Raw genomic sequence first — 12,616 nt, 5'->3', positions numbered from 1 at the left:
CACGACACCGGTGTTCCTGGTCGGCCTGATCGGGATCACGGCGCTGGTGGTCGGGCTGGACAGGTTCACCGGCGGGGGCGCGGAGCTCGTGCCGGTGCTGATCTTCCTGCCCGCGATCGTGTCGGGGCTGGGCTCGGTGTGGCAGACGGCGGTCGCGTCGGTGTGGGTGCTGGCGGTGGTCTCGGCCTCGGTCGCCTATCTGGGCGGCAACCTGCGGACGAACCTGGAGGTCTCCGGCTTCACCGCGGCGTTCGGGCTGATGAGCGTGGTCGGCGCGAGCTACCGGATCCAGCGCGAGGAGGAGGTCCGCCGGTTGCGCTCGGCCGCCGCGGCGTTGCAGCGGCAGCTCGTCAGGCCGCTGCCGCTGCGCTCGCTCGACGTGGTCGTGGACGGCCTCTACCAGCCCATCGAGGAGGACACGATGGTGGGCGGCGACATGTACGAGGTGGCGCCGTCGCCGTACGGGACCCGGGTGATGATCGCCGACGTGCAGGGCAAGGGGCTGCCCGCGATCGGCGCCGCGCTGGCCGTGCTGGGCGCCTTCCGGGAGGCGGCCTACCGCGAGATCAGCCTCATGGGCGTGGCCGACGCCCTGGAGGACGCCGTGATCAGGCACAACAGGTTCGCCGCGCACACCGGGGAGCCCGAGCGCTTCGTCACCGCGCTGCTGCTGGACATCGGCCCGGAGCTGGAGGTGGACGCGGTCAACTGCGGGCACATCGCGCCGTACCTGATCCACGGCGGGAACGCCGGGCAGCTCTGGCTCGGCGAGCCGGAGGTGCCGCTCGGCCTGGCCGGGCTGGCGGGCGAGCCGCGCCACGGCGCGCGTTTCGCCTTCCCGCGAGGGGCCTCGCTGCTGCTGTGCACCGACGGCGTGACCGAGGCCCGCGACCGCGACGGCTCCTTCTACCCGCTGGAGCAGCGGCTGCGCTCCTGGGCCCGCGACCCGCCGGCCAGGACCGTCGAGGCCCTGGCCGCCGACCTGAACACCTTCACGCACGGCGCCCCGCGCGACGACATCGCGGTGCTCATCCTGCGCCGGACCGGATCGTGACCCGCCCGAGCGCCCGAACGGCAACTATTAAGAAAGTTTCCTAACAGAGAGCATTGACGGCCCTGGTCACCAGGCTTACCTTCCGATCAACCCCCCAGTCATGCCCCATCGGAGGTGGCCTTGAAGCCCACACGCCTACGCGCGGCACTGGCCGCGTGCGGCACCTCACTGGTCCTCATCGCCGGAGCCCTGGCCGGTACGGCCACCGCCGCGGCCGACAACGCCGCCTGCCGCCCGGACGGCCTCTACCAGACCCCCGGCGTGGACGTCCCCTACTGCCTGGCCTACGACGAGGACGGCCGCGAGAAGATGGGGGCCGACCACCCCCGCCGTATCATCGGCTACTTCACCAGCTGGCGCACCGGCAAGAACGGCCAGCCCGCCTACCTGGCCGGCAACATCCCGTGGGGCAAGGTCACCCACATCAACTACGCCTTCGCCCACGTCGACGGCAGCAACAAGATCGCCGTGGACGCCAACGCCACCGCGACCGAGTGGCCCGGCGTCGCCGGCGCCGAGATGGACCCGGCCTACTCCTACAAGGGCCACTTCAACCTGCTGAACAAGTACAAGAAGCAGTTCCCCGGCACCAAGACGCTGGTGTCGGTCGGCGGCTGGGCCGAGACCGGCGGCTACTTCGACGCCAACGGCACCCGGGTGCCCTCCGGCGGCTTCTACTCGATGACCACCAACGCCGACGGCTCGGTCAACCAGGCGGGCATCGGCACGTTCGCCGACTCGGTCGTCGCGTTCGTGCGCGCGTACGGGTTCAACGGCGTCGACATCGACTACGAGTACCCGACCTCGATGAAGGACGCGGGGAACCCGCTCGACTGGACCATCGCCAACGCCCGCAGGTCGAGCCTGATGAAGGGCTACGCGGCCCTGATGAAGACGCTGCGCCAGAAGCTGGACACCGCGGCCGCCGCCGACGGCAGGTACTACATGCTGACCGTCGCCGCCCCCGCCTCCGGCTACCTGCTGCGCGGCATGGAGACCTTCCAGGTCACCCAGTACCTGGACTACGTCAACATCATGTCCTACGACCTGCACGGCGCCTGGAACGAGTTCGTCGGCCCCAACGCCGCCCTGTACGACGACGGCAAGGACGCCGAGCTGGCCAAGTGGGGCGTCTACACCGCCGCCCAGTACGGCGGCCTCGGCTACCTCAACACCGACTGGGCCTACCACTACTTCCGCGGCGCGATGCCGGCCGGCCGGATCAACATCGGCGTGCCGTACTACACGCGCGGCTGGAAGAACGTCAACGGCGGCACCAACGGCCTGTGGGGCACCTCCAACGGCCCGAGCGGCAGCTGCCCGCAGGGCCTGACCACCTGCGGCGACGGCGCCCGCGGCATCGACAACCTGTGGCACGACGAGGAGAACGGCAAGGAGGTCGGCGCCGGCTCCAACCCCATGTGGCACGCCATGAACCTGGCCAAGGGCATCGCCGGCTCCTACGGCCCCGCCTACGGCCTGGACCCGGCGAGCGACCCCGAGGACCGGCTCACCGGCACCTACACCCGCAACTACAACGCCACCCTGACCGCCCCCTGGTTGTGGAACGCCACCAAGAAGGTGTTCCTGTCCACCGAGGACGACCAGTCGCTCGGCGCCAAGGCCGACTACGTCAGGAACCAGGGCATCGGCGGCGTGATGATCTGGGAGCTGGCCGGCGACTACGCCTGGGACGCGGCCAAGGGCGAGTACTTCATGGGCCAGACCCTGACCGGCCTGCTCTACGACAAGCTCAGGACCGCCACCCCGTACGGCGCGGCCAAGGCCAAGGTGACCGTCCCCAACGAGAAGGTGGACGTCACGATCGAGGCCACCGGCTTCCCCGCCGGCGACAGCAACTACCCGATCAACCCCAAGCTCGTCATCACCAACAAGACGCAGACCACCATCCCGGGCGGCGCGGAGTTCCAGTGGGACTACGCGACCTCCGCCCCGAACAACGCCAAGGACCAGTCGGGCTTCGGCCTGCGGGTGATCAGCAGTGAGCACACCGGCAACAACATCGGCGGGCTCAAGGGCGACTTCCACCGGGTCTCGGTGAAGCTGCCCTCCTGGCAGACGCTCGCCCCCGGCGCGTCGGTGACCCTCGACTACGTGTACTACCTGCCCGTCCCCGGCCAGGCGAACTACACGCTGACCTTCGGCGGCAGGACGTACGGGCTGGTCCAGGACCTGGCGCGCGGCGGCGTCGCGCCCAGCCCGAGCCCGACCCCGACCGTCACCCCGACCGGCGGCGCCTGCACCGCGCCCGCCTGGAGCGCGACGGCCGTCTACACCGGCGGCCAGCGCGTCTCGCACAAGGCCCACACGTGGGAGGCCAAGTGGTGGACGCAGGGCCAGGAGCCCGGCACCACCGGCGAGTGGGGCGTCTGGAAGGACGTCGGCGCCTGCTGAGGCGGCGCCGCCGGCCGGCGGGCGGGACGGCGCGCGTCCCGCCCGCGCGTGCCGGCGCGGGCCCCTCCGGCGAGGTCAGGTACGCAACCACCTGGAGCAGCCTCTTGCGACGTGACCGTGGGCTACGGAAGGATCGCCAGATCGAGCCCCACCGGTATCCGTAACCCCATGCGTATACCGAGGCCCGTCACCCCCCCGCATGGACGACATGGAGAGGCTGTCGTGCAACCTCAGGAGAGCATCGAGCAGTTCGGCTACCGTCAGGAATTACGCCGCGGGGTCGGACTGACCGACCTCGTGTTCTACGGCCTGATCTTCATGGTGCCGATCGCGCCGTTCGCGATCTTCGGCCCGGTCTTCAAGGCCTCGGGCGGCATGCCCGTCCTGGCGTACCTGGTGGGCATGGTCGCGATGTTGTTCACCGCGGCCTCCTACGCGCAGATGGTCAAGGCCTTCCCGCTGTCGGGGTCGGTCTACAACTACGCGGGCCGCGGCATCGCCCCGTCGGTCGGCTTCATGACCGGGTGGGCGATCCTGCTCGACTACCTGCTCGTGCCGAGCCTGCTCTACCTGGTCGCCTCGATCGCCATGAACAACAGCGTGCCGGGGGTGCCGGTCTGGGGGTGGCTGCTCATCTTCGTGGCCGTCAACACGGTGGTCAACCTGCGCGGCATCCGAATGACGATCACCCTCACCAAGGTGCTGATCACCTGCGAGCTGATCGTGCTCGGCCTGTTCGTGCTGATCGGGATCTGGGCCCTGCTCCAGGGCAGGGGCCACGGGTTCAGCCTCTCACCGCTGTTCAACCCCGACACCTTCTCCTGGCCGGTGATCTTCGCCGCGGTCTCCGTCGCGGTGCTGTCCTTCCTCGGCTTCGACGGCATCAGCATGCTCGTCGAGGAGTCCGCGGGCGGGTCGGCCCAGGTGGCCCGGGCCATGCGGCTGGCGCTGATCCTGGCCGGGCTGCTGTTCGTCGCCCAGGTCTGGGTGGCGGCGCTGGTGGTGCCCGACCCGGCGGGCCTGCTGAACACCGGCTCGGAGACCGCCTTCTACGACGCCGCCGCCTCGGCGGGCGGCGAGTGGCTGCGGCACGTCACCTCGACGGCCACCGCCATCTCCTGGGGCTTCGCCGACACGCTGGTCGCCCAGGTCGCCGTCTCCCGCCTGCTGTACGCCATGGCCCGCGACCGGCAACTGCCGGCCTTCCTCGCCAAGGTGTCGATCAAGCACTCGGTCCCGGCCAACGCCATCCTGCTCGTCTCGGCCCTGTCCGTCGGCATCGGCGTGTGGGCCTCGCAGCTCAAGGAGGGCGTCGGCCTGCTGAGCAGCCTGGTCAACATGGGCGGCCTGATCGCGTTCGTCGTGCTGCACGTGTCGGTGATCGTCCACTACCGGGTCAGGCAGCGCTCGTCCGACTTCTGGTCGCACCTGGTGGCGCCGCTGATCGGCATGGCGATCCTGATCTTCGTGATCGTCAACGCCAACATCCTGGCCCAGCGGGTGGGCCTGATCTGGCTCGCCGTCGGCGTCGTCGTCCTCGGCATCCTGTACGCCCGCGGCCGCCGCCCGGTGCTGGACGGCGACGAGAAGGCCGGCCTGACCGGGATCCGGTCACCGTGACGCGGCCACCGCTCCACCACGAGTTGTTCCTCATCGGCCACGACCAGTCCGGCAAGCCCCTGGTGCACCAGCACTCGATGGCGCTCGGGCTGGCCGGGGCGGTGCTGCTCGACCTGGCGCTGAGCGGGCGCGTCACGGTCGGGCAGGGCCGGATCACCGTCGCCGACCCCACCCCGGTCGGTGACGTGGTCGTGGACTCCCTCGTCCCGCTGATGGCCCGCGACCGGGCCGAGGGGGAGGCCAGGTTCTGGATCAAGAAGCTGGCCGAGGACGCCTACGACCGCACCCGGCAGAGCCTGGTCACCGCGGGCGTGCTGGTCATGGTGACCAGGCGGCGCATGGGCATGTTGCCGTACACGCGTTACCAGCTCGCCGACATCGCCTCGGTGGTGCGCGCCTCGGCCGGGGTGCGCTCGGCCGTGGAGGGCTGGAAGCAGCCCGACGGGCGCGGCGCGGCGCTGTGCGGGCTGGTGGGGGCGCTGCGGCTGGAGGCCGAGCTCTACCTCGACCAGCCCTCGGCCCGGCTCGTCGAACGCCTCCGGGAGATCGCGGGCGAGCACTCCCCCGTCGTCAGGGAGGTCGTGCAGCTGATCGACGACATGCTCGGCGAGGCCGCGGTCGCGGTCTTCCGCTGACCCGGCCCGGCCCGCTCTCCGGGCGGGGCCGCCGGGGTCAGCCGAACAGCTCGCGGATCTGGCCGACGACCTCCACGATCACCGACACCTCGGCCGCGCGGGCCGACAGCCGCTTGAGCGCGTCGATGACGCGGGAGCGGTCGGGGTCGGCCTGCTCGATCTCCTGCCGCACGTCGGCGACGTCCCGGCGGGCCCGCGCGGGCTCGGTCACGTGCGCCTCGTGCTCGGCGAGCAGGCGTTCGAGCCGGTCGAGCAGCCGGGCCGCCTCGCCGGGGGCCGCGCCGCCCAGGTTGTTGACCGTGGCGCGGGAGTGCGGGCCCACCGCGATCGGGCCGCTCACCTCGCCGCCGCTGATGTGCACGCCGTACGAGCCCGGCATGGGGGTCTCCTCGTTCGTCACGCGCCCTGCCCTCCCAGGTTGTTGACCGTCGCCGCGGCCTGGTGCCCGAAGGCGACCGGGCCGTTGACCGTGGCGCCGCCGCTGACCGACAGCGTGTTCATGGTCACGCTCGCCGCCTGCAACCGGTAGGCGCCGGTCTCCACGCCTTTGTCCTCCAGGAAGTCGAGGACCGCCTCGGTGAGCCGCTGCTCGATCATCCGCACGTACTTGGAGACGTCGAGCACCTGGATGTGGGTCTGCAGGTCGTCGCTCGCGCCCAGCTCCCGGACGCTGAAGCGGGCGCCGTAGGGGTAGACGATGTGCTTGCGCGGGTCGGGCGCCAGCACGTTCTGCCGGACGGCCTGCACCCCCGTACGGGCCAGCCGCGCGGGCGCGGCCAGCACGTCGCGCAGCAGCCGCAGCTTCAACGACCTGACCGCCTCCCAGGCGATGCGGCCGCCGGTCATCGTGGGCAGCCGGTCGACCACGTGGTAAGGGCCGTAGGCGGGCGGGAGCACGGTGACCACGAACTGGGTGTAGAGCATCCGGCCCTCGACGGCCAGGTAGATGAACGCGGAGGTCAGCGCCTCCTGGTCCTCGGCGGGCGCGACGAGCCGGCCGTTGCGGTCGCGGATCTCCTGCCCGGCGTTGTTGATCGTGACGCGCTGGTAGTAGCGCACGCCGCCCTGCGGATGGCGGACGACGGCCTCGATCTCCTCGGGCGTGGCGTGGGACCTGGGCAGGCCGTTCTTGCCGATCAGCGGATGGGACACCGGGGCGCCGCCCTGGTGCCAGTCGGCCACGGTGAAGATGCCCCTGGCGACGACGTGGTCGCCGATGTCGAGCCGCTGGATGCCCTCGTTGGGACGCAGCACGCGGTCGCGCATGTCCTTCAGCCGCTCGCGGACGAAGGCGTGCAGCTCGACGGGGTCGATGTCGACCGGGTCGTCCTGGCGGCGCGGCGGGCCCTCGCGGCCGCGCACCCGGTCGAGCTCCACGGCGATCGACCAGCTCCTGGCGATGGATCCGGCGCCCATGAAGGCGTCTTCGTTGGCGTACATGGTGATGTTGCCCCACTGGGCGCTGCGCACGTAGTCGACCCGATGGGCGGTGCGGGGGCCGGTCGCGCCGGTGACCGGCTCGGGCGCGCCCGGCCGCAGCGTGCCCGCCAGGGTCATGTACGTCGCGATCCGGTAGACCAGCGCCACCCCGAGCGTGGTGAAGGGCACGGACATCGCCAGCGCCAGCGTGCCGAGCCCCTGGGTCAGGACGTCGGCGAGGCCGTAGGAGGGGCCGTCGTCGTAGAACGAGGAGCTGGAGAAGCTCTGCAGCAGCAGCACGGACAGCGCGGTGGAGAACCCGGCGAGCAGCAGGAGCAGGGCCATGCCAGCGGACCAGGCCCAGAGCATGGCCCGCAGCACGAACGAGCCGCCCCGGAGCCGCCCCGAGGTGAGCAGCACCAGCGGGACGAGCGTCGCCAACCACGCGATCGTGGTCAACGGCGAGATCACGAACCCGACCAGGAAGAACACGGTGATGAGCGCGTCGCGGACGACGAGCATCGAGCGCGAGCGCCGGCAGTGGTGGATCACCGGGATGAGGTCGAAGCCGCCGTAGGACGGGGGGACCGCGCGGTAGGGGTCGAACATCAGCTCGCCCAGCACCCGGTCGCGGAACCCGCTGTCGAGGTAGGCGGCGGCGCTGAGGTAGCGGGTGACGTTGCTCATGCGGGGCACGCCCGGGTGGGCCGCGGTGTCCCGCGTCGAGCCGGTGGCGCCGGAGCTGTCGACGGCCATGACCCTCCTTCGTCGGTGAACCCGGCCGAGCTTATGAGGGACGAGTGCTTTGGGGGGCTCGTTGTTATCAAATAGTCTCGTTCACCAGAAGTGAAGCTCGGGACAAAAGCCCGATAAATCGAAATTCTTCCCTTTACGGAGCATTACGGGAGGGCGTATTGGTCCACCATTCAGGCGCCGGGGGGCGGTGCGGGCGATGCGGCAGCGACACCGGCGCCCTCACACAGTGCCCCCGCTGCGGCGCCCTCCTCCCCGCCCCCTCACCCCCCGCCACCTCGCCCCCCGCACCCCACAGCGTGGGTGCCGGCGGTGTTCCGCCGGTGGCGCGCTCGGCCGGGGAGGGGGCGTTCGCCGACCTTTCGCGAGGGCCGCTGGAGGGCGAGCATCCGCCGCCGCCCTCGCGGTTGCGTCCGCCGGGGTGGCGGCGGCCGGTGGTGCTGGTCAGCGTGGCGGCGGCGTGCGCGACGACGGTGCTGGTCTGGTGGGTGGCCGGGAGCCGCCCGTCCGCCCCGGCGGAGGCGGGCGGCAGCTCGGGCGGCACGCCGTCGGCCGTCCAGCCTCAGGCGTCGGACGAGGCGACGGAAGACCCGCCGACCGGGGACGCCACCCCCGCGGACGACCCGGCCGCCAGCGCCGACCCGACGCCGAGCGCGGACCCCACGGCAGGCGCGGCCGGGCAGGCCGGGCAGGTGGACGAGCTGCTGTCCAGCAGCAGCTCCACCCGTTCCAGCCTGTCGGCGGCGATCGCGGACGCGACCGGCTGCCGCCGAGCCGGCGTGACCACGATCGAGGACATCACCGCCAGCCGCCGCGACCAGCTCGCCGCCGCCCGGACGCTGGAGGTGACGGCCCTGCCCGAGGGCGCGGCGCTGAAGCAGACGCTCATCACCGCGCTCGACGCCTCCTACGACGCCGACACCGCCTTCCTGTCCTGGGCGCGGCGCCATCTGGCGGGCGGCTGCACCGGCCCGGTCTCGGACGACCGCGATTACCGGCGCGGTCTCAGCAGATCGGAGGCCGCACAGACGGCCAAGGCACAATTCGCGCAGGCGTGGCGGCCGATAGCGGAGACATATGGCCTGACAATATGGAAAGCTGACCAGATCTAGCCATATTGGCCCATAATTCAGGCATAAGCACCGTAATTCCGAGCGCCGATCAACGAGAGGTCCGCAGACGACACGTCCCGTCAGGGGCTCCGGCGGCACGTCCCGGCAGGGGCTCCGGTGACGACAACACCGGTGACACGCACCGCCGGTGACATGCACCGTCGGTGACACGTTCCGTCCAGCGACACGTCTCGTCAGAGACACGAAGGAGTGCTGCGATGATCCTGCCACGCCGTCTGTTCCGGCTGGCCGCGGGTGCGGCGGCCGGGTACCTGCTCGCCGTGCGTCCCTGGCACCTGCGCTGGGGCGCGACCGACAGCGAGGTGCACGGTGACCTGCCGGGTGACGACGTCGTGCCGCTCCCCCAGCTCCAGGCCACCCGTGCCGTCACCGTGGACGCGCCGCCGGCGGTCGTCTGGGCCTGGGTGGTCCGGCTCGGCGGCTACCCGGGCCCCGGCACCCGTTCCGGCACGGGGCCGGATGTACGGACGGAAGCAGCCGGCGAGTCCGCGCAGCCCCCGCACGACCTCAAGCCCGGCGACGTCATGGACGGCGGCGGCTTCGTCGTCGAGCGGATCGAGGCCCCGCACAGCCTCGTGCTGGCCGACCGCGGCGCCGACGCCACCACGACCTGCTCCATCGCGCTCCGCGACACCGGCGGCGGCACCCGGCTGGTCTACCGGCTCCGGATGCGCGGCGAGCCCACCGTACGCGGCGCCGCCCACGTCGCGATGACGGACGTCGGCGACTTCGTCGCGATGCGCAGGCAGCTCCTCGCCGTCAAGGCCGGGGCCGAGTCGGCGCGGTGAGCCACTGAACCGACCCACTGGGTCGAGCCGGGCTGACCGGCCCCGGTCCGGCTCCTCCGCCACTGCCCTATGGTTCATGCTGTGGATCAACGGGGAGCGAGCGCGACGGCCGAACGCGCATCCGCCGGCAAGCGTCCCTCGCCCCGGCGGCGCAGGCGCTGGTTCGCCTGGACGGTGGTCGCGCTGCTGGCGGCCTGGGCGGCGCTGCGGGTCGGCGGCCTGGAGACCGGCTCCTTCCTCATCCAGCTCATGACGGTGACGCCGATCGGCGCTGGGCTGGCCGCGCTGACCGCGCTGCTGGCGATGCTCAGGCGCAACCGTCCGGCGGGGCTGTCCGCGGCGCTCGTGGGCATGGTGTTCATCGCGTGCCTGATCCCGAGGACGTCCGGGGTGGAGGCGGGCAAAGTGATCGATGGCGTCCCGCTGCGGGTGTTGTCGGTCAACCTGTTCGGACGGGCCGACGCCGAGACCGTGGTCCGCCTGGTGCGCACGTACGAGATCGAGGTGTTCAGCGCGCTGGAGCTGACCCCGGAGGCGGTCCGGCGGCTCGACCAGGCGGGGCTGCGCAAGCTGCTCCCGTACCGGGTGCTCCAGGCCGCGGACGGCGCGATCGGCAGCGGCCTGTTCGCCAAGCACCCGCTGCGGCCGCGGCGGGGGCTGTTCACCCCGATCGGCCACAACATGCCGGCCGCCACGCTCTCCCTGCCCTCGGGCGGCAAGGTCGAGGTCGTGGCCGTGCACCCCAACCCGCCACTGGGCCGGATGGCGGACGAGTGGGACGCCTCGCTCAAGGCGCTGCCGTCCCCTTCGCCGTCGGTGGTCAGGATCCTGGCCGGCGACTTCAACGCCACCCTCGACCACCGCGCCTTCCGCGACCTGCTGGCCCGGGGTTACGTCGACGCGGCCGACCAGGTGGGCAAGGGGCTCGTCCCGACCTGGCCCAGCGGCAGGGCGATACCGCCGATCATCACGATCGACCACGTGCTGGCCGACCGCCGGGTGGGCGTGGCCCGTACGGAGATCCTCGACGTGCCCGGCACCGACCACCGCGGCGTCTTCGCCGACCTGCGCCTGCCCGCCATCGGCTGACCCGCCGCTCCCCGTACGGTCACCGCCCCTGCTGCTGCCCGTGCAGCTTCCTGAGGGACGCCCTGAGCAGCTTGCCGGCGCCGTTCCGCGGCAGATCGGGGACGAGCTCCAGATATCTCGGGATCTTGAAGCGGGCCAGGCGGCCGTCCAGGTGGGCGAGCAGTTCCTCGGGCTCCGCGCTCGCGCCCGGCCGCAGCACGACCAGCGCCTTGCCGGTCTCCCCCCACTTCTCGTCCGGTACGCCGATCACCACGCACTCGGCCACCGCCGGATGGGCATGGAGCACGTTCTCGATCTCGGCCGGGTAGACGTTCTCGCCGCCGGAGATGTACATGTCGCTGATCCGGTCGCGGATGCGGACGTACCCGTCCTCGTCGGCCACGCCGATGTCGCCCGACCTGAACCAGCCGTCGGCGGACAACACCTTCGCCGTCTCCTTCGGACGCCGCCAGTAGCCGGGCATGACGTTGGGGCCCTGGACGTGCACCTCGCCGGGCTCGCCGGGGGCGGCGGGCGAGCCGTCGGGGGCGACCAGCCGCACGTCGGAGAAGAAGCACGGCACCCCGGCCGAACCGAGCCCCGCGTTCGGGTGCCCCGCCCCGAGGAAGAGCGCGCCCGGGGAGGTCTCCGTCATGCCGTACCCCTGCAGGAACGGCAGCCCGCGCTCCCGGTACGTCCTGATCAGCGGTTCGGGCACCGGCGCTCCGCCGCACAGCAGGTGCCGCAGGCTGGACAGGTCGGCGCCCGCCCAGCGCGGCGACCGCGCGAGGGCCGCGAACATCGTCGGCACGCCGAACATCATCGTGACCCGCTCGGACTCGACCAGGTCGAAGGTCCTGTCCACCCCGAACGACGGCTCCAGCAGCGCCCTGCCGCCCTTCAGCACGGTCGGCACGAGTGTCTGCGCCAGGGCCGCGATGTGGCACAGCGGCGCGCTGACCAGCGTCACCTCGTCGTGCGCGAGCGGCACGTCGACCAGCAGGTTCACGGCGTTCCAGATGAGGTTGCCGTGGGTGAGCATCGCGCCCTTGGGGCGGCCGGTGGTGCCGGAGGTGTACATGATCAGGCAGATGTCGTCCTGGCTCACCGGCTCGTCCACGGGGTCGGCGGGCGCGCCGGCGATCAGCTCCTCGAAGGCGTCCTGGCTCAGGTGCCGGCCGGGCAGGCCGCCGCCGTCCCGGCCCTCGCCCTCGCCCTCGCCCTCGCCCTCGCCCTCGCCGAGGACGACTACGCGGGCACCGGAGTCGTCCAGGAGGAAGCGCAGCTCGGGCGGGGCCAGCCGGGCGTTGAGCGGGACGAACACCGCGCCCAGCAGCCCCGCGGCGAAGAACGTCTCCACCAGGGACGGGTGGTTGGGCCCGAGATAGGCGATCCGGTCGCCGCGGCCCACGTCCAGGCCGGCCAGCCCGTGGGCCAGGCGGGTGACCCGGTCGTACAGGTCGCCGTAGGTGCGGTCGATTCCCGGGTAACCGACGGCGGGCCGGGCGGGCGTCATCCGCGCCCTGCGTGCCGGCCATGACCCAAGCCCCTGATTCCGCATCGGCACTCCTTGACGGTCAGGACTCAAGGTAGGTCACCAAGCGCTTGCTGTCCCCGGAATGCCACACTTTCTCCCGCCCATCCCCTCTCCTGCGGGCTGGGGTGGTCGGGCCGGACGCCCAGGGACTGTCGGTGGGGTGGCTGGGGCAGGTGGGCCGGACGCCCAGGGAT

Annotated in this window: 10 protein-coding genes; 7 read left to right on the top strand and 3 right to left on the bottom strand. The window is 71.8% G+C overall.

What is annotated here, in order from left to right; translation table 11 throughout:
- The first annotated feature begins 10 nt into the window (after positions 1-10).
- From ABZ459_RS35030 to ABZ459_RS35015, 4 genes are all read left to right on the top strand, one after another.
- Positions 11-1,054: a PP2C family protein-serine/threonine phosphatase gene (locus ABZ459_RS35030; protein WP_357979559.1), complete on the top strand. Its 1,044-nt coding sequence runs from the start codon at positions 11-13 to the stop codon at positions 1,052-1,054.
- 120 nt (positions 1,055-1,174) lie between these two features.
- Entirely contained in the window at positions 1,175-3,469 is a 2,295-nt protein-coding gene (locus ABZ459_RS35025; protein ID WP_357979557.1) for a chitinase C-terminal domain-containing protein, read from the top strand.
- Positions 3,470-3,691: 222 nt separating this feature from the next.
- The gene (locus ABZ459_RS35020; protein WP_357979555.1) at positions 3,692-5,089 is read left to right on the top strand and encodes an APC family permease; all 1,398 of its coding nucleotides are present in this window, start codon (positions 3,692-3,694) and stop codon (positions 5,087-5,089) included.
- Positions 5,086-5,724, top strand: coding sequence for a GPP34 family phosphoprotein (locus ABZ459_RS35015; RefSeq protein ID WP_357979553.1), 639 nt, complete (start codon positions 5,086-5,088; stop codon positions 5,722-5,724). The genes ABZ459_RS35020 and ABZ459_RS35015 overlap by 4 nt, the downstream gene beginning before the upstream one ends.
- A gap of 37 nt (positions 5,725-5,761) precedes the next feature.
- Here ABZ459_RS35015 and ABZ459_RS35010 read toward each other — a convergent pair whose 3' ends face one another.
- Both ABZ459_RS35010 and ABZ459_RS35005 read right to left on the bottom strand, forming a co-directional pair.
- Complete coding sequence (locus ABZ459_RS35010) at positions 5,762-6,124, bottom strand: hypothetical protein (RefSeq protein ID WP_357979551.1); 363 nt, start codon at positions 6,122-6,124, stop codon at positions 5,762-5,764.
- Positions 6,121-7,899 carry a hypothetical protein gene (locus ABZ459_RS35005; protein ID WP_357979549.1) on the bottom strand — a complete coding sequence of 593 codons (1,779 nt, stop codon included), beginning with the start codon at positions 7,897-7,899 and terminating at the stop codon, positions 6,121-6,123. The genes ABZ459_RS35010 and ABZ459_RS35005 overlap by 4 nt, the downstream gene beginning before the upstream one ends.
- A 320-nt stretch (positions 7,900-8,219) precedes the next feature.
- Between ABZ459_RS35005 and ABZ459_RS35000 the strand changes: the two genes are divergently transcribed.
- The 3 genes from ABZ459_RS35000 (at position 8,220) to ABZ459_RS34990 (ending at position 10,906) form a co-directional block, all read left to right on the top strand.
- On the top strand, positions 8,220-9,008 hold the full coding sequence (locus ABZ459_RS35000; protein ID WP_357979547.1) for a hypothetical protein: 789 nt from the start codon (positions 8,220-8,222) through the stop codon (positions 9,006-9,008).
- A gap of 218 nt (positions 9,009-9,226) precedes the next feature.
- Positions 9,227-9,817 carry a hypothetical protein gene (locus ABZ459_RS34995; RefSeq protein ID WP_357979545.1) on the top strand — a complete coding sequence of 197 codons (591 nt, stop codon included), beginning with the start codon at positions 9,227-9,229 and terminating at the stop codon, positions 9,815-9,817.
- Positions 9,818-9,898: 81 nt separating this feature from the next.
- Positions 9,899-10,906, top strand: coding sequence for an endonuclease/exonuclease/phosphatase family protein (locus tag ABZ459_RS34990; protein ID WP_357979543.1), 1,008 nt, complete (start codon positions 9,899-9,901; stop codon positions 10,904-10,906).
- Between the two features lie 19 nt (positions 10,907-10,925).
- Here ABZ459_RS34990 and ABZ459_RS34985 read toward each other — a convergent pair whose 3' ends face one another.
- Positions 10,926-12,446, bottom strand: a complete 1,521-nt coding sequence (locus ABZ459_RS34985; RefSeq protein WP_357979541.1) for a long-chain fatty acid--CoA ligase — start codon at positions 12,444-12,446, stop codon at positions 10,926-10,928.
- Positions 12,447-12,616 lie beyond the last annotated feature (170 nt).

Source organism: Nonomuraea sp. NPDC005692, from assembly GCF_040631115.1.
Lineage (GTDB): Bacteria > Actinomycetota > Actinomycetes > Streptosporangiales > Streptosporangiaceae > Nonomuraea.
The sequence above is the reverse complement of the archived record's forward strand: the minus strand, read 5'-3'. Positions and strand labels throughout refer to the sequence as shown.